The organism is Sphingopyxis sp. BSNA05 (assembly GCF_013265645.1).
Classification (GTDB): domain Bacteria; phylum Pseudomonadota; class Alphaproteobacteria; order Sphingomonadales; family Sphingomonadaceae; genus Parasphingorhabdus.
Window position 1 is genome coordinate 15,953 of sequence record NZ_PYIA01000035.1, and the last position, 24,893, is coordinate 40,845.

The following is a 24,893-nucleotide window of genomic DNA, read 5'->3' on the forward strand; positions in this document are numbered from 1 at the left end:
ACATTAGTCCTGCGCCTCTGGCAGAGGAGTTTGACTGGCGGTCTGCGCTCCAGCAACGAAGCGCTGCCACATTCCGTCAGCTGCAAAGCCGCGGATATTAGCAGGCTTGAGCTGCAGCTGCTGGCCGGCAACGATGCAGGCGCTCAGGGCTGGAACCAGAGCGACCGCCGCTTCCTTTTCGGCTTTCGTGCCGGAAGCCGTGCGAAGCAGCTTGTCGGCATTTACCGGATCCTGGCTCGCAATACAGTCGGACATGATCCCCAGAGCCTTTGCCGTTGGCAACATTTCGCCGGTCGTGACATAGTCACGCGGCTTGGCAACCCAGTTCTCGTGATTGACCGGTGTTTTGGTATGCGCGCGCAAATAGGCTGCTTCCAGCATCATGTAGCGGAAGGCCGACGGAGAGAAAGAGATCGAGCTCTGGACCGCATCGCCCTGCATGACAAAACATTCGCGAATATTCCACTGGCGGAACATTTTCGATTCCTCGATACCTGCGCCTTCGAAATCGACGGTCAACGGGTCGCTGATCGCCAGCAAGCCATCAATCTGCTTCTGGTGCGGACCATAAGCGCAACTGACATAGCGGTCCCTGACCAGGCCATCCTTGACCGGATCGGGCTTCTCCGGACGGACCGGTATCTTCGAACCGAGCTGGATGTCCGGATCGACCTGCGCAAGGGCCGGGCTGCCGAACGGCGCGCCCAGAGCCAAAGTCAAGAGGGATCCGACTATTAATGATGCTGTCTTCATTCCGCTGCCTCCAGCACATCTGTGCCTTTATGTTCATTGATTCGCCGTTCCATCTCCGGACGGAAGTGCCGGATCAGACCCTGGATCGGCCAGGCCGCCGCGTCGCCAAGCGCGCAGATCGTGTGGCCTTCGACCTGCTTGGTGACTTCGTAGAGCGTATCGATATCCTCGATATCCGCGTCGCCATCGCGCATTTTTCCATCACCCGCCACATCCAGCCGGTGCCTTCGCGGCACGGCGTGCACTGGCCGCAGCTTTCATGCTTGTAGAAATAGCTAAGCCGCGAAATCGCCCGAACGATATCGGTCGACTTGTCCATCACGATGACCGCAGCCGTACCAAGACCGGAACCGAGATCCTTCAGACCGTCAAAGTCCATTGGCGCGTCCATGATCTGCTCGGCCGGCACCAGCGGGACCGAAGAACCGCCTGGAATAACCGCGAGCAGATTATCCCAGCCGCCGGTGATACCGCCGCAATGTTTCTCGATCATGTCCTTGAACGGGATCGACATGGCTTCCTCGAACACGGCTGGCTTGTCGACATGGCCGGAAACCTGGAACAGTTTCGTGCCGTGATTGCCTTCGCGGCCAAAGCTGGCGAACCAGCTGGCGCCGCGCCGCAGAATTGTAGGAACGACCGCGATCGATTCAACATTATTGACCGTGGTCGGGCAGCCGTAGAGGCCTGCACCCGCCGGAAATGGCGGCTTGAGACGCGGCTGGCCCTTCTTGCCTTCCAGGCTTTCGATCATCGCGGTTTCTTCGCCGCAAATATAGGCGCCGGCGCCGCGGTGGACGAAGACGTCGAAATCATAGCCGGACTTGGCGGCATTCTTGCCGATCAGGCCAGCGTCATAGGCTTCCTTGACGGCCGCCTCCATGACCTTGGCTTCGAAAATATATTCGCCGCGAATATAGATATAGGCGGCGCGCGCGCGCATTGCGAAACCGGCGATCAAGGCGCCTTCGATTAGCTTGTGCGGATCATTGCGCAGGATTTCGCGGTCCTTGCAGCTGCCCGGTTCGGATTCGTCGGCGTTGATGACGAGAAAGCTTGGCCGCGGATTGCCCTGGCTATCCTTGGGCGCTTCCTTGGGCATGAACGACCATTTCAGACCGGTCGGAAACCCGCGCCGCCACGACCGCGCAGGCCGCTGGCCTTCATTTCCTCGATAATCTTGTCATTGCCGCGCTTGATGATATCGGCGGTATTGTCCCAGTCGCCGCGATGCTGCGCCTCTTTCAGCCCCCAGTGCTGGAAACCGTAGACATTGGTGAAGATGCGGTCTTTGTCCTGAAGGAAATCAAACGCCATTATTTTTCCTCCAGCGACCCCACAGGCCGCCAATAATGCCAAGGATGACCACGGCGAGCCCGATCCAGCCTGCATATCCGTCGAGTAGCATGGCATTAGCGCTCCCTTCCAACACCGTTCGTCTCGAGCGAAGTCGAGAGACCGATTGTCGCGCAATGTGTCTCGACTACGCTCGACACGAACGGAAAACGGTTCACAGAAAATCCATCACCATTCCCCCCGGTAATCGTGATTTTCTTCAACCATCGCCTGCAGGTTCATCGGACCGCCTTCGGCTTCGCTGGTCTTGCGACCGATTTGCGAGCCCACGGGAATTTCCTTGCCCGCAGCCAGATCTTCGAGGATCCGGGTCATGATATCATAGTCGAGATCTTCGTAATTATCGTCGTTGATCTGGACCATCGGCGCGTTCGAGCAATTGCCCATGCACTCGACCTCGGTAAGCGTGAACAGGCCGTCCGGCGTGGTCTTGCCCTTGGCCATGCCCTTGTTCTTGCAAGCCGCCATCACATCGTCGCTGCCGCGCAACATGCAGGGCGTGGTGCCGCAAACCTGAACGTGAAAACGACCGACCGGCGCGAGATTATACATGGTGTAGAAAGTCGCGACCTCATAGGCCCGCATATAGGGCATATCGAGATAGGCAGCGACATATTCGATCACCGGAACCGGTAGCCAGCCTTGCGTCTTGGTGTCCGCACCGACCTGCCGCTGGGCAAGGTCGAGCAGCGCCATGACCGCCGATTTCTGGCGGCCAGCCGGATATTTCGCGATCTGCCATTTCGCCAGCTTCTCGTTTTCCGGCGTGAAAGCGAAATCACCCCACTTCGCGCGGGTTTCGATTTCCTCGGGGATGGTTGGTGCTTCGGCCATTATCTTACTCCCGTCATTGCGAGCGTAGCGAAGCAATCCAGAGCGTCTGCGCGCGAGGCTCTGGATTGCCGCGTCGCTTCGCTCCTCGCAATGACGTTATGTGAATTGCGTAACTTCACCGGTCACACTCCCCGAACACGACATCAATCGCGCCCAAAATGGCGGTGGCGTCGGGCAGCATATGGCCCTTGGTCATGAAATCCATTGCCTGCAGATGACTGAACGCGGTCGGCCGGATCTTGCAGCGGTAGGGCTTGTTGGTGCCGTCGCTGACCAGATAGACGCCGAATTCGCCCTTCGGGCTTTCGGTCGCGACATAGACTTCGCCGGCGGGGACGTGGAAGCCCTCGGTGTAGAGTTTGAAGTGATGAATCAAGGCTTCCATCGACTGCTTCATCTCGGCGCGCTTGGGCGGGACGATCTTGCGGTCGGTGGAGGCGACGGGGCCATCGGGCATTTCATTGAGGCACTGGCGCATGATCCGCGCGCTCTGGCGCACTTCCTCGACCCGCACCATGAACCGGTCATAGCAATCGCCCTTGGTGCCAACCGGCACTTCAAAATCCATCCGGTCGTAGACGTCATAAGGCTGCGACTTGCGCAGGTCCCAGGCGACGCCGCTGCCGCGCAACACCGGACCGGAGAAGCCCCAGCGGATTGCATCGTCCTGCGACACGGTGGCTATATCGACATTGCGCTGCTTGAAGATGCGGTTACCGACCACCAGACTCATTGCATCGTCGAACAGGGTCGGGAACTCGTCGAGCCAGTCGGCGATATCGGTGAGCAGCTTCAGCGGCACATCCTGATGGACGCCGCCGGGCCGGAACCAGGCGCTGTGCATCCGCGCGCCGCTGGCCCGCTCGAAAAAATTCATGCACTGTTCGCGAATTTCGAACACCCAGATATTGGGCGTCATTGCGCCGACATCCATGACATGGGCGCCAATGTTGAGCATATGATTGCAGATCCGGGTCAGCTCGGCGAATAGCACCCGCAGATATTGCCCGCGCAGCGGAACCTCGAGATCAAGCAATTTCTCGATCGCCAGCACATAGCTATGCTCCATCGCCAGCGGCGAACAATAGTCGAGCCGGTCGAAATAGGGCAAAGCCTGCAAATAGGTCTTGTGCTCTATCAGCTTCTCGGTGCCGCGGTGCAGCAGCCCGACATGGGGATCGACGCGCTCCACGATCTCACCGTCCAGCTCCATCACCATACGCAAAACGCCGTGCGCTGCAGGATGCTGGGGACCGAAGTTGATCGTGAAATTCTGGATTTCCAGATCGCCGACCGTCGGATCGGATTCGTCGGCGAGATGGTCCATTTCGTCGAGATAGTCAGACATTAGATATCTCCGATACAATGCCGTTCGGGCTGAGCTTGTCGAAGCCCAGCTTGTGACAGACCATGTCCTTCGACAGGCTCAGGACGAACGGGTTTGCGGGCCGGAAACTCACTTGCCCTCCCCCTTCTTTTGCGTACCCGACTTTGTCCGCTTCGGAGCAGGCTTCTTCGCCGCAGCCTCTTTCCGCTTCGAAGGCTTGGCAGCCTCCTTGTCGGCCTTTTCGCCGGCGCCGGTATCTTTCTTGTCGTCCGTGGTCTTCGGTGTCGGCGGCGGCGCTTCACCGCCCACCTTCTCGTCGCCGGGCAGGATGTAATCCGCACCTTCCCAGGGCGACATGAAATCGAAGCTGCGGAAATCCTGCGCCAGCTTCACCGGTTCGTAAACCACGCGCTTGGCTTCCTCGGAATAGCGCATCTCGACATAGCCGGTCAGCGGGAAATCCTTGCGGAACGGGTGGCCCTGAAAACCATAATCGGTCAGGATGCGACGCAGATCGGTATTGCCGTCGAACAGAACGCCATACATGTCAAACACTTCGCGCTCGAGCCAGCCGGCAACTTCCCAGATATGGGTAACACTCGGTACCGCATTGTCCTCGTCGGTCGTGACCTTGACGCGGATGCGGTGGTTTTTCGTCAGGCTGAGCAGATGATAGCAGACCTCGAACCGCTCGGCGCGATCCGGATAGTCGACGCCGGCAATTTCCATCAACTGCTGATATTCATGCTTGTCGCGCAGCTTTTCCAATACCGTGGCAAGCTTCTTGCGCTCGACGGTGAAGCTGATTTCGCCATAGGCCTCGACCGTGTCGATCAGGGCAGCGCCGATCGCCTTGCCAAGCTTGGCGGCAACGCCGGCGTTACTGGAGATAGCTGGTGCGGAATGAGCCATTAGAAAACCCCGTTCGTCTCGAGCGAAGTCGAGAGACCGTTAGTGGAGATACCGTTCGTCCTGAGCCTGTCGAAGGACATCTCAGGACCACGAGCGCACTTCGACAAGCTCAGTGCGAACGGATTATAATGGAAGGTCATACTCACCGCTCGAACGTCCCGATGCGGCGGATCTTCCGCTGCAATTGCATCACGCCGTAGAGCAAGGCCTCTGCGGTCGGCGGGCATCCGGGCACGTAAATATCGACCGGAACGATCCGGTCGCAGCCACGGACAACGCTATAGCTGTAATGATAATAGCCGCCGCCATTGGCGCAACTGCCCATCGAGATCACATATTTCGGATCGGACATCTGGTCATAGACCTTGCGCAAGGCCGGCGCCATTTTGTTGCAGAGGGTTCCGGCAACAATCATCACGTCGGACTGGCGCGGACTGGCACGCGGGGCAGCACCAAAACGCTCCATATCGTAGCGCGGCATGTTGACGTGGATCATCTCGACCGCACAGCAGGCAAGACCGAATGTCATCCACCAGAGCGAACCGGTCCGGGCCCACTGGAACAATTCCTCGGTAGAAGTGACAAGGAAGCCCTTGTCATTCACTTCCGAATTCAGGTCCTTGAAAAACGCCTCGTCAGGCTGCGTATCGGGACGCATCGGCGTGCCGTCTGCGTTCAATATGGCCGAACCACTGGTGCCAGTTTCTAATCCCACTCCAGCGCTCCTACTTTCCAGGCATATGCAAAGCCGATAACCAGCTCGGCAAGAAATACCATCATTGTCGTCCAGCCGACCCAGCCGGTGAGTTCAAGCGAAACGGCCCAGGGGAACAGAAAGGCTGCCTCCAGGTCGAAAATGATGAACAGGATCGCGACCAGATAGAAGCGGACGTCAAACTGGCTGCGCGAATCTTCGAAGGCGGGAAAACCGCACTCATATTCCGAGAGCTTCTCGGCGCTCGGATTATGGGTTCCGGTGAGACGGGAGACACCCATCGGCAGGAACACAAAGGCCGTGGACAGACCTGCCGCTACGAACAGGAACAATAATATCGGTGCATATTCGGAAAGATCGACCACTGATGACTCGTTTCGCTAATATTCGGGGCCGCTTTTAGGCAGTGGCTCCCCATGCCGCAAGGGTGAAGTGGCTAAAATTGCGGCCTTTTGCGAGGCGTTCGCAGTTAGAGCAGCGACTTTGCCAATATCCGGTGCAGCTTGCTGTGCAGCGCTTCGTTCGATGCCAATATTTCGCCCTGCCCGATCGGCTGGTCGCCGCCGGTATAGTCGGTGACAAAACCGCCCGCTTCGCGAACCATCAATATCCCGGCTGCAACGTCCCATACTTTCAGACCGGCTTCCCAGAAACCGTCATAGCGGCCGGCAGCCAGCCAGGCGAGATCGAGCGCGGCCGAACCATTGCGCCTGATCCCGGCGACCTGCGGTGCCACGGCGCCGAAGATCCGCGCCCATTCGCCCAGATCGCCATGGCCCTTGAAAGGGATTCCGGTGGCAATCAGCGCTTCCGACAGATCGCGGCGGGCCGAGACGCGCAAACGGCGCTCACCGAGCCATGCGCCCTTGTCCATTTCCGCCCACCAGGTGAGATCGGTGAGCGGTTCGTAGATCATGCCGCTGGTAATCTTGCCCCAGCCGCGCCCGTCGAGCGAGCGCTCCTGAACCGCGATCGAAATGGCGAAATGCGGAATGCCGTGGAGAAAATTCGAGGTGCCGTCGAGCGGATCGATGATCCAGCGCGGCTTGCCTTCCTCGCCCTCGATCATGCCGCCCTCTTCGAGCACGAAGCCCCAGCCGGGACGGACTTTCAGCAATTCGTCGTAGAGAATCCGCTCGGCGCGCATGTCGGCCTTGGAAACAAAGTCGGCAGGCCCTTTTTGGACACCTGCAGATGCTCTACTTCGCCGAAATCGCGGCGCAGGCGCGATCCCGCCTTGCGCGCGGCGCGCTCCATGACGGTGATAAGGGCGGAATGTGCTGGCATTTTAATGTCTCCCCCGTCCCGTTTACGGGAAGGGCTTGGGGTGGGTCTATCTGTTTTTCAAAGAGCAGGCGAGCAATATGGTCGTGCCCGCCCTGGTCCCTCCCGCAAGCGGGAGGATATTTGGTCAGCTGGCCTTGCCAACATATTCGCGGGCGTAAACATCGACGATGATCCGCGTGCCGGCCGAAATGAACGGCGGCACCATGACGCGGACGCCATTGTCGAGCACGGCAGGCTTGTAGCTGGAAGAAGCGGTCTGCCCCTTGACCACAGCGTCAGCTTCGACAACCTCGGCCTCGATCTGGTCGGGCAGCGCCACGGAGATCGGCTTTTCGTCATAAAGTTCCAGCTGTACGTCCATGCCGTCCTGCAAAAATTCGACCGCTTCGCCCAGCAGATCGGCGGGCAAGGTGATCTGCTCGTAATTTTCCTTGTCCATGAAGGTCAGCAGGTCGCCATCGGCGAAAAGATATTGAAAGGTCTTGGTGTCGAGACGAACCTTCTCGAGCGTATCGGCGCTGCGGAAACGAACGTTGGTCTTGCGACCGTCGACGAGATTCTTCATCTCGACCTGCATATAGGCGCCGCCCTTGCCCGGCTGCGTATGCTGGATCTTGGCAACCTTCCAGAGGCCGCTTCATATTCCAATATATTGCCCGGACGGATATCCACACCGCTGATTTTCATCGCTTGTCTCGCTCGATAGAATGTTTGATTGAGCGGCGCTGTAATCTGCTGGCCCCTAATAGGCAAGCCCGGTGACACCGAAAGCGGTGCGATCACACCACAGGTCTTTTTCATACAATACGCCGAAACGCGCTGCGGCTAGGAACAGGGCATGGCACAAACAGAGATGACACGCTTGCGCGGCAACTACAGAAATGCGACCCCACGGCGCAAAACCGCGCTGGCGGCCGGCCTGTTCGGCTATTCGATTGCCAATGGACGGATGCACTCGTTCAAGGAGACCGAGGGCTATTTGCGCGACATGGAACAAATGCCCAATTTCGTCCCGCCGTCGGTCAGCAGTTTCGTCGCCCAATATCTGTCGTCCAATATCGGCAAGACCCACGGTTCGTCCTAACCGGCCGGAGTCTTCTCCAATATTTCGGCAAATTTCCTGACCGCCGCCCCGGGGCCGGCCGGGTCATTCCACACCGCGCCGCTCACTGCCAGAAAATCCGCACCCGCATCGATCAGAGGCTGGCAGTTTTCTGCCGTGATTCCGCCGATAGCGACGCAGGGTATTTCCATCATCCCGGACCACCATTGGAGCAGTTCGGGTTCAGGCCGGTGATGGGTTTCCTTCGTGCTGGTCGGGAAAAAAGCGCCAAAGGCCACATAATTGGCGCCGCCCTCTCCTGCTTCCATCGCCAGATGGCGGCTGTCGTGGCAGGTGATGCCGATCTGGACATCATTGCCCAATGTCTCGCGGGCATTTTTCAGACTCTCGTCCGCCTGTCCCAGATGCACGCCATCCGCGCCCAGTTGCCGGGCCAGCGCGACATCGTCATTGACGACGAAGGCTACATCCAATTCGTCGCAGATCGCTTTCAGCGGCTCGGCCAGCCGCGCGGCTTCCTGCCGGTCGACATCCTTCACGCGGAACTGGAAAGCCGCGACAGGTCCGGCCTGCAGCGCTTCGCGCAGACGGTCGGGAAAGGGTCCGCCGACATCCAGTGGCGAAATCAGATATAGCTGGCAGGGAATGTCGTTCATTTTCCGTCTTCTAGCGCCTTCATCGGACCAAGGCGAGCAGGAAACCGTCCCACTTCTTGCTGCCCACTGTCTGCATCGCCGTGGCATCTATGCGCGGATTATCCTGCAGCGCGTCATACAGCGCGGGTACCGGCCACCTTCGGATCGCCGGACCGCGGATCGATCACCTCGCCTGCCCGCACGACATTGTCGAATATCAGCATCGTGCCCGGGCGGGACAAGCGGATCGCATAGTCCAGATAGGCGGGATAATTATCCTTGTCGGCATCGATGAAGACAAAGTCGAAAGCGGTCTCCGCCTCGGCGCACATGCCGGCGAGCGTGTCGCAGGCCGGCCCAACGCGGATATCGACGCGATGGCCGACGCCCGCATGGTCGAGATTGCCGCGCGCCACGGCTGCATAGTCGCCTTCGAGCTCCAGCGTGACCAGCACGCCGTCCTCATCCAGCGCGCGGGCCAGACAGATGGATGAATAACCGCCCAGCGTCCCGATCTCCAGAATACGCTTCGCCCCGACGCCACGTGCCAGCAACTGCAACATCTTGCCTTGCGCCAGGGAAACGTCGATCGGCGGCAGGCCCGCTCGCCGGTTATTCGCGAGCGCCGTTTCCAGTGTAGCGTCCTCGCCGATCAGCTTGTCGACGATATAATCGTCGACAGCAGACCAGGCGGGATCGGACATGGACAAGCCCGGGCCCTCCGGTCAGGCTATCGAAGCGCGATAAATCTTGTCGATCGCGCCGCCGAGCACGGCATCAAATTCCTCGTCGCTCTGCGAAACCCGCAGGTCCTGCAGCAAGCCACGGCTGAAACTGGCGATCATGCCTTCATTCTTCGCCAGTTCCGCGCAGGCTTCCTCGGTGGAATAGCCGCCGGAAAGCGCCACCAGCCGGACCACCTTGGGATGATCGACCAGCGATTTGTAGAGATTGGCCTCGACCGGAATCGACAATTTCAGCATCACCCGCTGGTCATCGGCCAGCGCGTCGAGATGCTTGTTCAGTTCGCCGAGCAGGATTTTGTCGCATTCGGCCCGCTCCTCGCTCTTGATATTCACTTCCGGTTCGATGATCGGCACCAGCCCGTTGGCCAGGATCTGCTTGCCGAAGTCGAATTGCTGGGCGACGATCGCCGCGATGCCCTTCGCATTGGCCTTGTTGATCACCGACCGCATCTTGGTGCCGAAAACACCTTTTGCCAGCGCCTGCTTGCACTGGTCGGCAAGATCGGGGATCGGTTTCATCAGCTGGACGCCATCGGCCTCGTCCTCGAGACCCTTGTCGACTTTCAGGAAGGGCACAACGCCGCGATCCCAGAGCGCTTCGGGCACCGGCTTGCCGCCAGCATCGCCATTCATCGTCTTTTCGAACAGGATCGCGCCGATCACCTTGCCATTGCCGAAGCTGGGCGAGGTGATGATCCGGCTGCGCATCTTGTGGATCAGGCCGAACATCTCGTCGTCATTGGAGAATGAATCGGCACCGATGCCGTAACCGGCCAGGGCCTTGGGCGTCGAGCCACCGCTCTGGTCCAGTGCGGCAATAAAGCCTTGGCCATTCTCGATCTTGCTCATCATTTCACTATTCGCCATTTTCATTTCCTGATATGTTCAATATTATTGGTTTAGCGCTTCGACGCCGGGCAGAGGCTTGCCTTCCATCCATTCAAGGAAAGCGCCTCCTGCGGTCGATACAAAGCTGAAATCATCGGCAACGCCGGCATGGTTGAGCGCGGCGACCGTATCGCCACCCCCTGCGACAGAGAGCAATTGCCCTTCCTTGGTCAGGGCCGCGGCGGTTTTCGCCAACGCGACCGTGGCACTATCAAACGGCGGCGTCTCGAACGCACCGAGCGGACCGTTCCAGACCAGAGTCTTGCAGGTCTTCAATACATCGGACAGCGCCTCGACGGCAGCAGGCCCGATATCGAGAATCATTTCATCGGCCTCGACCTCGTGGACATTGACCGTACGGGTCGGCGGATTGGCGCGGAATTCCTTTGCCACCACCACATCATAAGGCAGATGCACGGTGCAGTCGGCCGCGTCCGCTGCGGCCAAAATTTCGTTGGCGGTGTCGGCCAGCTCATGCTCGCACAGGGACTTGCCGACATCGACGCCGCGCGCCGCCAGAAAGGTGTTGGCCATGCCGCCGCCGATGATCAGATGATCGACCTTCTCGACCATCTGCCGCAGCACGTCGAGCTTGCTGGAGACTTTCGCCCCGCCGACCACGGCGGCCACCGGATGCTCGGGATTGCCCAGCGCCTTGTCGAGCGCGGTCAGTTCACCTTCCATCGAACGGCCGGCGTAGGATGGCAGCAGATGCGCCAGCCCCTCGGTCGTCACATGCGCGCGGTGCGCCGCCGAAAAGGCATCGTTGACATAGAAGTCACCGAAAGCGGCGATCGCCTTGGCCATCGCCGGATCATTTTCTCCTCGCCCGGCGCAAAGCGGCTGTTTTCCAGCACGGTGATGCTGCCCTCGGGCAAGGCATCGATGGCCGCCTGGTCGGGTTTCTGCATGAAGCCGACGTCCCGGCCCAGGACCGCCGCCAGAGGGGCGACCACGGGTTCGAGCGAATATTCGGCTACATATTCCCCTTTCGGGCGTCCGAAATGGGCGAGCAACAGCAGCTTCGCGCCCTTGTCAGCCAATTCGGTGACCGTCGGCATCAGGGCCTTCAGGCGCATGTCGTCGGTTACCTTGCCGTCCGCCATCGGGACGTTCAGGTCGACGCGGACCAGGCCGCGCTTCCCCCGAACATCACCGATATCATCAAGCGTTTTGAAGCTATTAGCTGACATTAATCAGAACCTTTGTGAGTTAGAGCAAGCCCGCCATGACCTTGGCTGTATCGATCATGCGGTTGGAGAAGCCCCATTCATTGTCATACCAGCTGACGACGCGGACAAGCTTGCCGTCCATCACCGTGGTTTCGAGACTGTCAACCGAGCTGCTGGCCGGCTGATGGTTGAAGTCGCTGGACACCAGCGGCTTGTCTTCAAAGACCAGCACGCCCTTCATCGCGCCTTCGGCAGCGGCTTTCAGCGCGCCGTTGACTTCCTCGACCGTGGTGTCGCGGCTTGGCGTGATCACCAGATCGACCAGGCTGACATTCGGGGTCGGCACGCGGACGGACGAGCCGTCGAGCTTGCCGTTCAGTTCCGGCAGCACCAGACCGACGGCGCGGGCAGCCCCGGTGGTCGTCGGGATCATGTTGACCGCACCGGCGCGGGCACGGCGCATGTCGCTGTGCATCTGGTCGAGCATCCGCTGGTCGTTGGTATAGCTGTGGATCGTGGTCATGAAACCGCGCTCGATGCCCACCGTGTCGTGCAGCACCTTAGCAACCGGAGCGAGGCAGTTGGTCGTGCAGGACGCATTGGAAACAATGATATCCGATGACGTCAGGACGTCGTGGTTGACGCCGTAGACGACCGTTTTCAGGTCACCCTTGGCCGGTGCGGAGATCAACACGCGTTTCGCGCCGGCGTCGATATGCGGTTGTGCCGCATCCTTGGACTGGAAGAAGCCGGTGCATTCGAGCACGATGTCCACGCCCATGTCGCCATGCGGCAGATCGCCGGGATTGCGTTCAGAGGTCACCGCGATTTTCTTGCCATTGACCATGATATGATCGCCATGGGCGGTCACTTCGCCGGGGAAACGGCCATGCACACTGTCATAGGCGAACAGCAGAGCGTTGGATTCGGCGTCCGCCAGATCGTTGATCGCGACCAGTTCGAGACCGTCATCTTCGCGTTCCAATATCGCGCGGGCGACCAGACGGCCGATCCGGCCAAATCCGTTAATTGCTACTTTTGTCATCAATTTTGCTCCTTTGCATGCGAACTTGCTGGCTGTGTTCAGCCAATTTTTCTAGTATTTGCGGGGTGATGGCATCTGCGGTCAGCCCGAAATGCTCGAAAAGGTCATTGATCGGCGCCGATGCTCCAAAGCTGTCGATGCCAAAGCGCAGCCCGTCCAGGCCGGTATAACGTTCCCAGCCGAAGGTTGTCCCCGCTTCGATAGAAACCCGCAACATATCCGGGCCGCCCAGCAGGTCGCCGCGATATTCGGCAGACTGCTCGTCGAACAATTCGGTGCAAGGCATCGACACGACATCCGCGCCGGTACCGGCAGCCTCCAGCTTCTCGGCAACCGCCAGCGCCAGCGATACTTCCGAACCCGTTGCAATCAGCACGACCCGCTTCGCATTTTCCGCCGACTTGACGCGATAAGCGCCCTGTTCGCAGCGGTTTGTGCTGACGTCATCGCGGATAGGCGCCAGGCCCTGGCGGGTCAGGGCCAGTGTCGAGGGACCATCGGCGCGCTTGATAGCGAGCGCCCAGCATTCCGCCGTTTCGATGGCGTCGGCGGGCCGGTAGACGTGCATGTTGGGCATCAGGCGCAGGCTCTGGACATGCTCGATTGGCTGATGGGTCGGACCATCCTCGCCAAGACCGATGCTGTCATGGGTCATCACATAGATGGCCCGGGCGTCTGGATCGCGGAAAGCCGCATAGCGCCGCGGCAATAGTCGGTGAACACCAGAAATGTCCCGCCATAAGGAATGATACCGCCGTGCAGCGCCATCCCGTTCATCGCCGCCGCCATGCCGAACTCGCGGATGCCATAATAGATATAGCGACCCGAATAATCGTCTTTTGTCAGTGGCTTGGTGGAAGGAGTTTTGGTATTGTTTGAACCTGTCAGATCGGCACTGCCGCCGATCATTTCGGGCAGAACCTCGGTGATCGCGCCGAGCGCCATTTCGGAAGATTTGCGAGTCGCCCATTTCGGCGGATCCTTGGCCAAGCCTTCCATATAGGCCTGCATCGCATTGCCCTCCGGCAGCTCACCGGCCATACGGCGCTTGAACTCGGCGGCCTGCGCATGGCCTTCCAGCCGCGCGTCCCAGTCCGCGTGCACCGCAGCGCCCTTCTCTCCCAGCTTGCGCCATGCCGCCTTTATGTCGTCCGGAATGACAAAAGGCTCTGCATCCCAGCCGAGCGCGGCACGGGTGCCAGCGATTTCCTCGTCGCCGAGCGGCGCGCCATGGGTCGCCGAGGTGCCCTGCTTGGTCGGGGCGCCATAGCCGATGACCGTCTTGCAGGCGACCAGCGAAGGCCGCGGATCGGCTTCTGCTTCCTTCAGCGCCCGGCGGATATCGTCAAAGTCATGGCCATCGCAGGACACGACGTGCCATCCGGACGCCCGATAGCGTGCCGGAATATCTTCACTGGTCGATAATTCCGTTCCACCGTCGATAGTTATACCATTATCATCCCAAAGAACATTAAGTCTACCGAGCCCCAGATGTCCGCCCAGACCAACCGCTTCATGGTTGATCCCTTCCATCAGGCAGCCGTCACCGGCAATCACCCAGGTCTTGTGATCAACCAGATCATCGCCGAAGGTCGCGTTCAGATGGCGCTCGGCAATCGCCATGCCCACTGCGGTGGCAAAGCCCTGCCCCAGCGGCCCGGTTGTCGTCTCGACGCCTTCCAGCTTGAAATTTTCCGGATGGCCGGCGCAGGGCGAGCTGAGCTGGCGGAAATCCTTGATATCCTGCAGCGTGGGCCGCGCATAGCCGGTCAGATGGAGCAGCGAATAGATCAGCATCGAGCCATGGCCGGCCGACAGGACAAAACGGTCACGATCCGCCCATTTCGGGGCTTTCGGATCATATTTCAGAAAATCGCTGAACAGGACCGTGGCCACGTCCGCCATGCCCATCGGCATCCCTGGATGGCCGCTGTTTGCCGCTTGTACCGCATCCATGGAGAGCGCTCTGATGGCGTTTGCCATGCTTTTTCGGTAACGGTCATATCTAGTCTGATCCCCTGGATTGGACGCGTGAAAAAACGCAACGGAATGCCGCGATTCGCTATTTTGCCTCTTCCTTTGATGATCCAGCGAGGCGGCGTCAAGGACCGCTTTTCATCATCCGGTGTTTACGGCGTCAGAATAGATTGATAGCAACGAAAGACAGGAACTGACCTGTTGGGAACAAGCTTTGGAAAATGCTCATGGACAATGAACGTGTCATCCTGGCCATCGGCCGGATCGAACGGGCGCTCAGTCGCATAGAATCGGCCAAGAACAGGCCTGAGGCCAATATAGACCCGGCACTGGAAGCGCGCCACGAGGCGCTCAAAGCAGAAATGAAGCAGGCCATCCGGACGATAGACGGGTTGATCGAGCGGCAGGAGCACTGACATGGCGCAAATGAAACTGGAAATCGGCGGACGCTCCTTCATGGTGACCTGCCAGGACGGCGAAGAAGCCCATCTGACGAAACTGGCCGCAATGGTCGACGGAAAAGCCCGTGAATCCGGTGATCCGGCCGGCCTGACCGAAAGCCGTATGCTGCTGTTCACTTCGCTGCTGCTCGCCGATGAGCTGCACAGCGCGCAATCCGACAATGCCGCGCCTGTCCAAGCCGACGCGCCGGCCAAACCCGACCCGATGGACGAAAAGGCCATTGCCGCCTTGGAAAAACTGGCAGATCGCGCCGAACAATTGGCGAACAGTCTTGAGTAACACCCCCATCGCGCCTAGATAGGGTGTGACGGGTACTGTCTGGCACGAGCTAGATACGAACATCCCTGAGGCGATATAACTTCCTAGGGAGCTGTCCCTGCCCGGATTGCGGACTGTTTTGCAGTCGGGTCCGATGCATATGGCGCCCACCTGACGTAATAGGCGTCAGAGGATTTTCCGGCCAACGACCGAGACGGTCCCGTCACCTTCCCAAAGAAAGACATTCTTTTGAGTAGCTTAAAAGAGAAAAAGCAGAAACTACGTAAAGAATATAGAAGGCGGCGCGACAGCTTTGTCGGGCAATTGGACGGGGCCAGCCGCAATCTGTCCTTTCGCCGTCCACCCTCCCCTCTGGCCCGCCTGCTTGCTCCCGGAAAGACAATCGCCTTTTACCGGAGCGTAGGCAGCGAAGCGCCCACCGAGCGGCTGGTCGAATATCTGACCGAGACCGGCGTCAATATCGCCTTTCCCCGCGTGATGGATAGCGGCGCACTGGAATTCCGGATGGTGACCGGCCCGGAGCTGCTGGAATGCGGCTTCCGCGACATCCCCGAACCGGACGATTCCTGCCCGCTGGTCGATCCTGATGTGATCATAGCCCCGCTCGTTGCCTTTGACCGGTCGCTGCGGCGCCTCGGCCAGGGTGGTGGCTATTATGACCGCAGCTTTGCCCGATATCCCGATATACCCCGTATCGGCCTGGCCTGGTCGGTTCAGGAAGCCGACGAGATACCGACCGAAGCGCACGACCTGCCCTTGCAGATGATCGTAACGGAATGCGAAATAATCGAATGATACAGGATGACGCCATGACGCCAGAAACCGACAGCCAGCCGAAAGACCAACCCAGCTGGCGCAAGCCGGCGGGCATGATCCTGATACTGGTGCTGATCCTGTTGTGGTGCGGAATCGCGGTCACCCTGATCGAAAGGATCAGCGCGCTGAACTTCTGGCTGCAATTGCCAGTCTATGTGATTCTCGGAATTGCGTGGATCTTCCCGATGCGTCCATTATTGACCTGGATGAATACGGGGTCTTGGCGCCATTTCCCGGAAAACAAGGGAAATGCGCGAGTGACGAGACTTGAACTCGCGACCTCCGGCGTGACAGGCCGGCGCTCTAACCAACTGAGCTACACCCGCTTATGTGCCTCTATAGGCGGTGGAGCAGCGCAAGTATAAGAGCGGTGCATCCCTGTCAACAACACTCTTTCGATTATTCTATATATTTCTCGAAATTTCTCTCCGCGACGCATTTGCCCCTCCTGACATAGCCTTTCTGCCGCAAGCTGCCGAAGCGGGATTCGCTATTTCCCGAAACCAGCCATCAACGGTCGCAATGGTCAGAAGTTAAGCGCAATCATGGTAAACAGCGGGTTAACCAGCGCGAAATGACTGCTTAACGATCCGGGAAAAACGCCAGATCTCCGTGATTTTAAAGGAAGGTGGCGGGCCAACATCATTTATTTCCCGTTTACCAAATATTTTGCTTTCTTTGGCATATGGCCGGCATGGAATATGCACAAACACAGTTTTCGGGATGCCGACCGCCTTCGCCAAGTTCGCTTGGTGCGGGTCTCCGTCTGGCGCTGGCGCTGGGCACGGCTGCCCTTGCTCTGCCGTCCACTGCTGCACAGGCAGCGGGAACGCTGGCGGGAACCGACATCGTCAATGTCGCGCAGGCCACTTATGACTCGCCCGAGGGCGGCACGCCGATCACGATTGATTCGAACAAGGTCACCATCAAGGTCGACGAACTGCTTGATGTCACGGTCGTCTCCAGCGATCCCGGTGATGTGGCCAGCGCTCCTGGTCTTTCTGCACAGGTACTGAGCTATCAGGTTACCAACAGCGGAAACGGGTCGGAAGCCTTCACCCTGTCCGCCGACACGGCCAAGCCCGGTGACGAATTTGATTCGGTCTTCGAGCAGACGATTCTCGATAGCAATGGCAACGGAGTCTATGATCCGGGCGTCGACACTCTCTATACGCCCGGCACCAATGATCCGGTGCTGGCACCCGATGAAAGCATAGCGGTTTTCATCCTGTCGACGATTCCCGCGGCCGCCGGTGACGGGGACCGCGCCGAGATCGAGCTGTCCGCAGTCGCCAATACCGGCCATGGCACGCCCGGCACGATATTCGCCGGACAGGGCGATGGCGGCGGCGATGCCGTGATCGGTTCCACCGGCGCGCGCGATGCCGACAGCGGCTTTTTCGTGATCCAGGCATCCGACGTCACGCTGACCAAAAGCGCGACCATCACCGATCCGTTCGGCGGCGCGCAGCCGGTCCCCGGCGCGGTCATCCTCTATCAGCTGGTCGCGACCACGGTCGGCTCCGGCGATCTCGTCAATCTGGTGATCAGCGACGATATACCCGCCGAGACCACTTACAGATCCGGAACCATCACGCTCGAAGGCGCACCGCTGGGTGATGCCGACAATGACGGCGACGCCGGCAGTTTTGCCGACGATTCGATCGCCGTGGCGCTGGGCACGGTTCCGGGCGGGCAGACCCGCACCATCACTTTTCAAGTCACCGTCGACTGAACGCAATCGGGGTATAGCAAAATGATAAAAGCAATTTCTCTCGCGATAGCACTGATCATGCCGGGCACGGCGATCGCGGCCAATAATGTCAGCCTGTCGAGCGACGTTTTCGTCGAACGCAAGGTGGCAAAGCCGAACGGCACCACCGCGCTTGTGCTCGAGGAGCCGACGACCGTCACACCGGGCGACAAGCTCGTGTTCGTCGTCAAATATAAAAATGTCGGCAGCGCGCCGGCTACGGATTTCTCTGTCACCAATCCGCTACCGAAGGCGGTGGCGTTCAATGGAACGTCTGATGGCACTGAAATTGTCTCCGTTGACGGAGGCAAGAACTGGGGGCCGCTTGCGGACCTCACTTACCTGGGTGCGAACGGTGAAATCCGTCCTGCCCTTATGACCGATGTCACCCATGTGAAATGGACGTTCAATCGTGCCCTTTCTGCAGGTTCGGGAGGGAAATTGGTTTTTCGCGGCACTGTGAAGTGACCGCAACCGTACCGGATCGCCGCGGGGTTAGGCGATCCAAATAAGTGAAACAGGAGACAGTTATGACCAGTATACTGAAACTTCTCGTTGCCACTAGTACCATTTCTGTAGCGGCGCTGGGTGCAAACCCCGCGTTCGCTGCAGATCTGGGCACTGATGCAGGAACGAGCATTACCAATACCGTAAGTGTGGCATATAATGTCGGGGGGACCGGCCAGACCGCGGAAACCGACAGTGACGTGTTTGTAGTCGACCGCAAGGTGAACCTTGTCCTCGCCAAAAGCGATTCGGTGAACACATCGGTCGCGCCGAACGCGACGCAGCAGGCGGTGACCTATACCGTCAGCAACCAGACCAACGACACGATCGACGTGTTGTTGAGCGCCGAGCAACCGGCCACGGACGATTTCGACGTGACCGGCACGCTCACCTACTATCTCGACAATGGCACCACCGCCGGCGTCTTTGACGGTAGCGACACTTTGATCACCTATATCGACAATCTCGGTGAAGACAGCAGCGTGACGATCCACGTCGTGGCGAATATCCCGAGCGGTGTCGTCACCGGCAATCTGTCGGATGTCATATTGATCGGCCAGGCGGCAGCCCATGGTGGCAGCGGCCTACCGGCAACCGGTTCGGGCGTGCAGGGCCTTGCCTTCTCGAACGATTCGGGTGACGCGGACGACACTTCGGTAGTGCAGAATGTCTTTGCCGACGCGGCGGGCACCGGTAGTTCCGATGGCGCCGGCGACGGCTATCACAGCGCTACGGATACCTATGAAGTATCCGCGGCGGACATCACGGTTACCAAAACCAGCAGTGTCTTGTGGGATCCGGTCAACGGCAGCACCAATCCGAAAGCCATTCCCGGTGCAATTGTCGAATATTGCATCGCTGTCGCCAACGCTTCCGGCGGCGCAGCGGCAACCGGCGTGGCCATTTCGGATACGATTCCGGCCAATTTGGCCTATTATAGCAGCCTGGCCACCGGTCCGGCGACGGTTCCGGCCGTCATCGGCGTGGTAACCGAAGGCACGGTCACCGGATCCATCTGTAATGCCGACGGCACCGGCACCGGTGCAGAGGCCTCAGGCGTGGTTTCGGGCAATCTTGGCACCGTTGCCTCGGGCGCGACCGAAACGCTCGTCTTCCGTGTAACGGTCGAATAGAGCCTTTCGCAATTTGGCGGCAAACCGGTATTTTTCCGGTTTGCCGCTGAATTCCGGCCATATTCGTGGGTAGATTCACCACCTTTTTCAAGCCAGTCGGTCTGGCATTGGCGGCGTGCGCCCTGAGCGCGCCGGCCTCAACGGCACTCGCCCAGCCCGAGTTTGCCGAGGAGCAGCCGCACGCGTCCGGTTTCGAGGTCGAACCGGCGCACCATCTGCCGCTGATCAGCAATATCGCGCGAGCGGAATGGGATATCGGCGGCCAGCGGCAGCAGAAACCGTCCAATCGCGTAGACATCCAGATTGTCCAGCCGCCTTCCGATCCGCTGGACGTCATGCTATTCCACTTTGCCGACCCGCCAGGGGCCGAGCAATTCCCGATTGCACAGACCATGTGCCGGAGCACGCGCGGCAGCATCCCGATCGAACTCAGCGGCGCTTTTGCCGGGACACCCAGAAGTCCCGCCTCGGTCGTGCCGACGGACAGTATCAGGGCCGGTGAGCCGCTGATCATCTCGATAAAAGCGGCAAATCGCAATCTCGATCCGCGGGCGATCGAAAGCTTCGACATCTATCTGACCACACCGACCGGCGACCGGGAACAGATCAATATCGTCGAGACAGCGCCCGACAGCGGCCGCTTTGTCGGCCTGATCAACACCGCCGCGGTCCCGCCTGCCCCGGTTCAGGGCGATTGCGTCCTGTCGGTAAAACGCGGTGAAACCTTTGACATCACCGTCCACGAAATGGGCGGCAACGCGATCGGCAGCGCGAAAGTCGGCATCCTGATCGATCCGTTCGGCGAGATTTTCGACAGCAGTGACGGCACGCCGGTCAGTGGCGCACGCGTCACCCTGATCGATATCGCGACCGGCCAGCCGGCCCAGGTATTCGGCGACGACGGGGTTTCGCTGTTCCCGAGCACGGTGATTTCGGGAGAATGGTGACCGACAGCGGCGGCACGGTCTACGATTTCCGCGACGGCTTCTACCGTTTCCCTTTTGCCCGGGCAGGCCGCTATCGCCTGCTCGTCGAGCCGCCCCAGCCCTATCGTTTCGAATCGGTGGCGACGCCCGCGCAACTGGCCGGATTGCGGCGCACCGACGGGCTTCCCTTCACCATTGTCGATGGCTCCTATGGCGGTATCATCATCCTGAGCGATCCGTCCCCGGTCCGTGTCGATGTACCGCTGGACCGGCCCGGCGCGCCGTTGCTGATCACCAAATCGGCCTCCACCGCCCAGGCCGCGCCCGGAGATGCGGTACAATATCGGATTACCGTGCAGAATTCCGACGTTTTGCGGAGCACGGGCCAGATCACCATTTCCGACCAATTGCCAGGCGCGATGCGGCTGAAGACCGGCACGGTCCGCTATAATGGCGACCTGGTCACGCCGTCTGTCCAGGCCAATGGCCGCGATTTCTCCGTCGAAGTGCCGTCCCTGCCCCCTTCGGGCAGCGCCTTGCTGACCTATATTGCCGAAGTGCGCCAGGACGCGCAGCCCGGAGACGCGCTCAACCTCGCTTCCGCCCGCGATGATCGCGGCACCACCAGCGACACCGTCGATGCCATTGTCAGCATCGTTCGCGACGGCATTTCCGAACGATTCACGCTTGTCGGCCGCATCACCGGCGGCGGCTGCAGCGCCGATCCCCGGACAGCGGCGGGCATCGGCGATATCCGCGTGATGCTGCAGGACGGAACCTATACCGTCACCGACAGCGACGGCCGCTATCATTTCGAGGGCCTCAAGCCCGGACTGCACGTGGTCCAGATCGATCCGTCGACCTTCCCGGCCGATCAGGCCCTGGTCGATTGCGCGCGCAACACGCGCGCCGCCGGCAGCGCGATTTCGCGCTTTGTCGAAGGCCGTGGCGGCGCGCTGAAACGCGCGGATTTCCGGGCCAGACAGGTCGCACCCAGAGACATGAAGACCGCAGAGACCTATCACAAGCCGGAACTTCTTTCCGATCCCGAAGCGGCGGGCGCGGGTCGCGACTGGGTTGCCGGCGAACAGCCCGGCATTGCATGGCTGTTCCCCGAAGAAGAGCATAATCCACGGGTCAAGGCGCTGCGCGTCGCGATCAAGCATCACGCCGGCCAGCGGGTCGAGCTTTCGGTCAATGGCAAAGCGGTCACGCCGCTGGCCTTTGACGGCACCAAGAAAAGCGCCAACGGCAAGGTCCGGGTCAGCACCTGGCGCGGGATCGAAATCGAGGACCGCACCAATATCCTGATCGCCCGCGTGGTCGATCGCGATGGCAAGCTGGTCCAGCAACTGGAACGCAAGGTCCATTATGCCGGCAGCCCGCTGCACGCGGAACTGCTCAGGGACCGCTCCATTCTCGTCGCCGACGGCGTTACCCGCCCGGTGATCGCGGTGCGCCTGACCGACCGCGACGGCAAGCCGGCTCGCAATGGCATGGTCGGCGATTTCTCTGTCCCCGCCCCTTATGCCCCGGCGATCGAAATCGATGCCCAGCAGGCCAACCAGCTTGCCGGTCTGGAACGCGGTCGGCCGGTGTGGCGGGTCGAGGGCGACGAAGGCATCGCCTATATCGAACTGGCACCGACGACCGCTTCCGGTTCGCTGAGCATTGCCTTCCCCTTCCGGGACGGCGAAGTCGAACGCGCCCAGCGAGTCGAAACCTGGCTTGATCCCGGTGACCGGCCATGGACCGTGGTCGGCTTCGCTGCCGGTACCTTGGGTTTCAACACGCTCGACGAGCGGCTCGAGGATCTCGCCGACGATGATGACAATATCAATGTCGACGGCCGGATCGCGCTCTATGCCAAGGGCCGGGTCACGGGCAAATGGCTGATGACGCTGGCCTATGACAGCGACAAGGAAGAAGACGAAACCCGCTTCCAGGGCGTCATCGATCCGCGCAGCTATTATACCGTCTACGCGGATCGCAGCGAGCAGCGCTATGATGCCGCATCGGTCCGCCGCCTCTATCTGAAGCTGGAGCGGCCCCAGTTTTACGCCCTGTTCGGCGATTACGAGACGGGCATCAGCGAGCCCGAACTGGCCCGCTACCAGCGCGCGTTCAATGGCATCAAGGCGGAATATAAAAGCGATCAGGTGCATCTCAACGCTTTTGCGGCGGATTCGCCCAACCGCTTCCGGCGCGAGGAAATCCAGGGCAACGGCCTGTCCGGTCCCTATGCCCTCGCCACCCGCGATATATTGGCCAACAGCGAACGGATCACGTTGGAAACGCGCGACCGCTTCCGCTCGGCGCAGATCGTCGAACGGCGCGAACTGACCCGGCATATCGACTATGACATCGATTATCTCGCCGGTAGCTTGCGCTTCCGCGAACCGGTACTGAGCCGCAGCAGCACCCTCGATCCGCAGTTCATCATCGCCGAATATGAAACATTGGGTGTTGGCGACCGCAATCTCAACGCCGGTGGCCGCGCCACTTACCAGACTGCCGACGAGAAGCTGAAAGTCGGTGCAACCGCCGTGCATGACGAGAATGAGAGCGTCAAAACCGATTTGCTCGGCGTCGACGTCCGCTACCGGCCTGACCTCAAGACCGAATTCCGGGCGGAGCTCGCCCTGACCGATAACGAGGCGAAAGATCTCACCGCCTCGGACAGCGGCAAAGCGGCGACCGCATGGCTGATCGAAGCGGAACATCATGGTTCGAAATTCGACATTCTCGCCTATGTCCGGCGTCAGGCATCCGGCTATGGTCTGGGACAGCTGAACGCCGCAGAAAGCGGAACCCGCAAATTCGGCATTGATGGCCGGGTTCGCGTCCGGGACAATCTGTCACTCGCCCTCACCAGCTATCAGGAGAATTTCCTGATGTCGGATGCGCGCCGCCGCGCCGCCACCGCCGAGCTGGAATATCGCACCGACAACACATCTGTCCGCGCCGGCCTGATCTATGCCAATGACCGGCTGTCGGACGGAACGGTGAATGAATCCACTCTCGTCCGGCTTGGCGCTACCCAGCGGCTGTTCGACGGCAAGCTGGAACTGGATGCGCAAACCGAATTCGCTCTGGGCGGACAGGATGAAAGCATCGACTTCCCTGCGCGTCACAGCTTCTCGGCGCGCTATGCGATTACCGAAGACATCAAGATCATCGGCACCTACGAGATTGCCGATGGCGAGAATATCGATGCCCGCACGGCCCGCATCGGCGTCGACGTCTCCCCCTGGAACGGCGCGCGCATCGTCAGCAGCATGAATCAGCAGGAAATTACCGAATATGGTCCGCGCAGCTATGCCGCTTACGGCCTGACGCAAAGCATTCCGATCGGCGACAAGTGGACCGTCGATTTCTCGCTGGATGGCAATGAAACCATCAGCGGATTTGATCGCAGCGATGTCATCAACACAGAACAGCCGGTCGCCTCGGGCGGATTCCTCGGCAATGACGCGACCCTGACCGAGGATTTCCTCGCGGTCACCGCCGGTGCCACCTACCGTCACGCCGACTGGAGCTGGAACAGCCGCGCCGAATATCGCGATGGCGATATCAGCACCCGCTACGGACTGACCACTGCCTTGCTCAGGCAGATCGGCGAAGGCAGCGCGCTCGGCGCACTGGCCAGCATATTTGTCGCCAAGGACGAGAGCGGTACGAGCTCGCGCGTCATCGAAGCCGAAGCCAGCTGGGCCCATCGTCCGTCGGACAGCCGGTGGTCATGGATCGAGAAGCTGGAATTCCGCGAGGATCGCCTGCGCAATGCGGTCTCCGGTGAATCCGGACCGATCGGTGGCGCGCCGCTGCTCGTCGACGGCAATGTCACCTCGCGCCGGATCATCAACAGCCTGAGCGTGAACTACACCCCGCTGGATTCCGGTGGCGGACTGTTCACCGAAGCGGGGGAATATGGTTTCTTCTGGGGCAGCCGCTATGTGTTCGACCGTTTCGGGCAGGATGATGTCGAAGGCTGGAGCAATGTCGTCGGCGCGACGTCAAGTTCGACCTGTCCGACACGATCGACGTCGGCGGCCAGGCCACCGCCCGCGTCGGCAATGATTTCGACAGCGTCGCCTATTCCGGCGGTCCGAGCGTCGGCATCACCCCGTTCAAAAACGCCTATATTTCGGTCGGCTATAATGTCGTCGGTTTCGCCGACCGCGACTTTGAAGAAAGCCGCTACACCAGAGACGGCCCGTTCGTCACCTTCCGCCTGAAATTCGACCAGGAAAGTCTGGGCGGCCTGGGGCTTTGAAGCTCGACTTCTTCTCCCGTGAGGGAGAAGG

Annotated in this window: 19 protein-coding genes, 1 tRNA gene and 6 pseudogenes; 10 read left to right on the forward strand and 16 right to left on the reverse strand. The window is 60.0% G+C overall.

Annotation, left to right across the window (positions count from 1 at the left end):
• Positions 1-3 precede the first annotated feature (3 nt).
• The 9 genes and pseudogenes from C8024_RS04030 to efp all read right to left on the reverse strand — a co-directional run bounded on the left by C8024_RS04030 (position 4) and on the right by efp (position 7,871).
• Positions 4-753: a hypothetical protein gene (locus tag C8024_RS04030; protein ID WP_173203039.1), complete on the reverse strand. Its 750-nt coding sequence runs from the start codon at positions 751-753 to the stop codon at positions 4-6.
• Positions 750-2,070: pseudogene (nuoF, locus tag C8024_RS04035) on the reverse strand (NADH-quinone oxidoreductase subunit NuoF). Before nuoF ends, C8024_RS04030 begins: the two are co-directional and overlap by 4 nt.
• A gap of 207 nt (positions 2,071-2,277) precedes the next feature.
• Positions 2,278-2,943 (reverse strand): NAD(P)H-dependent oxidoreductase subunit E, encoded by a 666-nt coding sequence (locus C8024_RS04040; protein WP_173203041.1) that lies wholly within the window; start codon positions 2,941-2,943, stop codon positions 2,278-2,280.
• 115 nt (positions 2,944-3,058) lie between these two features.
• Positions 3,059-4,291, reverse strand: coding sequence for an NADH-quinone oxidoreductase subunit D (locus tag C8024_RS04045; protein WP_173203043.1), 1,233 nt, complete (start codon positions 4,289-4,291; stop codon positions 3,059-3,061).
• A gap of 108 nt (positions 4,292-4,399) precedes the next feature.
• A complete protein-coding gene (locus tag C8024_RS04050) occupies positions 4,400-5,182 on the reverse strand; it encodes an NADH-quinone oxidoreductase subunit C (RefSeq protein ID WP_173203045.1) in 783 nt (260 codons plus the stop codon).
• Between the two features lie 142 nt (positions 5,183-5,324).
• Complete coding sequence (locus C8024_RS04055) at positions 5,325-5,840, reverse strand: NADH-quinone oxidoreductase subunit B family protein (RefSeq protein WP_100095721.1); 516 nt, start codon at positions 5,838-5,840, stop codon at positions 5,325-5,327.
• A gap of 47 nt (positions 5,841-5,887) precedes the next feature.
• Positions 5,888-6,262: an NADH-quinone oxidoreductase subunit A gene (gene ndhC, locus C8024_RS04060; RefSeq protein ID WP_100095079.1), complete on the reverse strand. Its 375-nt coding sequence runs from the start codon at positions 6,260-6,262 to the stop codon at positions 5,888-5,890.
• 104 nt (positions 6,263-6,366) lie between these two features.
• Positions 6,367-7,184, reverse strand: a pseudogene (locus C8024_RS04065) (inositol monophosphatase).
• Between the two features lie 124 nt (positions 7,185-7,308).
• A pseudogene (gene efp, locus C8024_RS04070) lies at positions 7,309-7,871 on the reverse strand (elongation factor P).
• 151 nt (positions 7,872-8,022) lie between these two features.
• Between efp and C8024_RS04075 the strand changes: the two are divergent.
• The gene (locus C8024_RS04075; protein WP_100095081.1) at positions 8,023-8,268 is read left to right on the forward strand and encodes a hypothetical protein; all 246 of its coding nucleotides are present in this window, start codon (positions 8,023-8,025) and stop codon (positions 8,266-8,268) included.
• On the opposite strand, the gene thiE is transcribed toward C8024_RS04075, so the two are convergent.
• From thiE to tkt, 6 genes and pseudogenes are all read right to left on the reverse strand, one after another.
• The gene (gene thiE, locus C8024_RS04080; RefSeq protein WP_173203047.1) at positions 8,265-8,903 is read right to left on the reverse strand and encodes a thiamine phosphate synthase; all 639 of its coding nucleotides are present in this window, start codon (positions 8,901-8,903) and stop codon (positions 8,265-8,267) included. The genes C8024_RS04075 and thiE overlap by 4 nt on opposite strands.
• A 113-nt stretch (positions 8,904-9,016) precedes the next feature.
• Positions 9,017-9,586, reverse strand: coding sequence for an O-methyltransferase (locus C8024_RS04085; protein WP_254305537.1), 570 nt, complete (start codon positions 9,584-9,586; stop codon positions 9,017-9,019).
• A gap of 21 nt (positions 9,587-9,607) precedes the next feature.
• Positions 9,608-10,495, reverse strand: coding sequence for a fructose bisphosphate aldolase (locus C8024_RS04090; protein ID WP_100095084.1), 888 nt, complete (start codon positions 10,493-10,495; stop codon positions 9,608-9,610).
• 24 nt (positions 10,496-10,519) lie between these two features.
• Positions 10,520-11,709, reverse strand: a pseudogene (gene pgk / locus C8024_RS04095) (phosphoglycerate kinase).
• A 19-nt stretch (positions 11,710-11,728) separates the two neighbouring features.
• The gene (gene gap / locus C8024_RS04100; protein WP_100095086.1) at positions 11,729-12,736 is read right to left on the reverse strand and encodes a type I glyceraldehyde-3-phosphate dehydrogenase; all 1,008 of its coding nucleotides are present in this window, start codon (positions 12,734-12,736) and stop codon (positions 11,729-11,731) included.
• Positions 12,714-14,716: pseudogene (tkt, locus tag C8024_RS04105) on the reverse strand (transketolase). Before tkt ends, gap begins: the two are co-directional and overlap by 23 nt.
• Before the next feature lie 221 nt (positions 14,717-14,937).
• On the opposite strand from tkt, the gene C8024_RS04110 reads away from it, so the two are divergent.
• The 4 genes and pseudogenes from C8024_RS04110 to C8024_RS22875 all read left to right on the forward strand — a co-directional run.
• On the forward strand, positions 14,938-15,126 hold the full coding sequence (locus tag C8024_RS04110) for a hypothetical protein (RefSeq protein WP_100095087.1): 189 nt from the start codon (positions 14,938-14,940) through the stop codon (positions 15,124-15,126).
• Position 15,127: 1 nt separating this feature from the next.
• Complete coding sequence (locus C8024_RS04115) at positions 15,128-15,451, forward strand: cell division protein ZapA (protein ID WP_173203050.1); 324 nt, start codon at positions 15,128-15,130, stop codon at positions 15,449-15,451.
• 228 nt (positions 15,452-15,679) lie between these two features.
• Positions 15,680-16,246, forward strand: a complete 567-nt coding sequence (locus C8024_RS04120) for a 5-formyltetrahydrofolate cyclo-ligase (RefSeq protein ID WP_100095089.1) — start codon at positions 15,680-15,682, stop codon at positions 16,244-16,246.
• A gap of 14 nt (positions 16,247-16,260) precedes the next feature.
• Positions 16,261-16,470 (forward strand): annotated as a pseudogene (locus tag C8024_RS22875) (DUF2842 domain-containing protein); the annotation flags it as partial.
• A 49-nt stretch (positions 16,471-16,519) separates the two neighbouring features.
• Here C8024_RS22875 and C8024_RS04130 read toward each other — a convergent pair.
• Positions 16,520-16,593 (reverse strand) — tRNA-Asp (locus C8024_RS04130).
• A gap of 368 nt (positions 16,594-16,961) precedes the next feature.
• Between C8024_RS04130 and C8024_RS04135 the strand changes: the two genes are divergently transcribed.
• The 5 genes from C8024_RS04135 (at position 16,962) to C8024_RS04155 (ending at position 24,824) form a co-directional block, all read left to right on the forward strand.
• Positions 16,962-18,002: a hypothetical protein gene (locus tag C8024_RS04135; RefSeq protein ID WP_254305538.1), complete on the forward strand. Its 1,041-nt coding sequence runs from the start codon at positions 16,962-16,964 to the stop codon at positions 18,000-18,002.
• A 21-nt stretch (positions 18,003-18,023) separates the two neighbouring features.
• A complete protein-coding gene (locus C8024_RS04140) occupies positions 18,024-18,488 on the forward strand; it encodes a DUF11 domain-containing protein (protein ID WP_100095090.1) in 465 nt (154 codons plus the stop codon).
• A 62-nt stretch (positions 18,489-18,550) separates the two neighbouring features.
• Positions 18,551-19,660 carry a DUF11 domain-containing protein gene (locus tag C8024_RS04145; RefSeq protein WP_173203052.1) on the forward strand — a complete coding sequence of 370 codons (1,110 nt, stop codon included), beginning with the start codon at positions 18,551-18,553 and terminating at the stop codon, positions 19,658-19,660.
• 65 nt (positions 19,661-19,725) lie between these two features.
• Positions 19,726-20,607: a hypothetical protein gene (locus C8024_RS04150; RefSeq protein ID WP_173203053.1), complete on the forward strand. Its 882-nt coding sequence runs from the start codon at positions 19,726-19,728 to the stop codon at positions 20,605-20,607.
• Positions 20,604-24,824 (forward strand): DUF11 domain-containing protein, encoded by a 4,221-nt coding sequence (locus C8024_RS04155; protein WP_173203054.1) that lies wholly within the window; start codon positions 20,604-20,606, stop codon positions 24,822-24,824. The genes C8024_RS04150 and C8024_RS04155 overlap by 4 nt, the downstream gene beginning before the upstream one ends.
• The last annotated feature ends 69 nt before the right edge of the window (positions 24,825-24,893 follow it).

Excerpts from the sequence above, each read along its gene's own strand:
- C8024_RS04030 (WP_173203039.1), bottom strand. The coding sequence starts at position 753 with ATGAAGACAGCATCATTAATAGTCGGATCCCTCTTGACTTTGGCTCTG.
- C8024_RS04040 (WP_173203041.1), bottom strand. The coding sequence starts at position 2,943 with ATGGCCGAAGCACCAACCATCCCCGAGGAAATCGAAACCCGCGCGAAG.
- C8024_RS04045 (WP_173203043.1), bottom strand. The coding sequence starts at position 4,291 with ATGTCTGACTATCTCGACGAAATGGACCATCTCGCCGACGAATCCGAT.
- C8024_RS04050 (WP_173203045.1), bottom strand. The coding sequence starts at position 5,182 with ATGGCTCATTCCGCACCAGCTATCTCCAGTAACGCCGGCGTTGCCGCC.
- C8024_RS04055 (WP_100095721.1), bottom strand. The coding sequence starts at position 5,840 with ATGCGTCCCGATACGCAGCCTGACGAGGCGTTTTTCAAGGACCTGAAT.
- C8024_RS04075 (WP_100095081.1), top strand. The coding sequence starts at position 8,023 with ATGGCACAAACAGAGATGACACGCTTGCGCGGCAACTACAGAAATGCG.
- thiE (WP_173203047.1), bottom strand. The coding sequence starts at position 8,903 with ATGAACGACATTCCCTGCCAGCTATATCTGATTTCGCCACTGGATGTC.
- C8024_RS04085 (WP_254305537.1), bottom strand. The coding sequence starts at position 9,586 with ATGTCCGATCCCGCCTGGTCTGCTGTCGACGATTATATCGTCGACAAG.
- C8024_RS04090 (WP_100095084.1), bottom strand. The coding sequence starts at position 10,495 with ATGGCGAATAGTGAAATGATGAGCAAGATCGAGAATGGCCAAGGCTTT.
- C8024_RS04110 (WP_100095087.1), top strand. The coding sequence starts at position 14,938 with ATGGACAATGAACGTGTCATCCTGGCCATCGGCCGGATCGAACGGGCG.
- C8024_RS04115 (WP_173203050.1), top strand. The coding sequence starts at position 15,128 with ATGGCGCAAATGAAACTGGAAATCGGCGGACGCTCCTTCATGGTGACC.
- C8024_RS04135 (WP_254305538.1), top strand. The coding sequence starts at position 16,962 with ATGGAATATGCACAAACACAGTTTTCGGGATGCCGACCGCCTTCGCCA.
- C8024_RS04140 (WP_100095090.1), top strand. The coding sequence starts at position 18,024 with ATGATAAAAGCAATTTCTCTCGCGATAGCACTGATCATGCCGGGCACG.
- C8024_RS04145 (WP_173203052.1), top strand. The coding sequence starts at position 18,551 with ATGACCAGTATACTGAAACTTCTCGTTGCCACTAGTACCATTTCTGTA.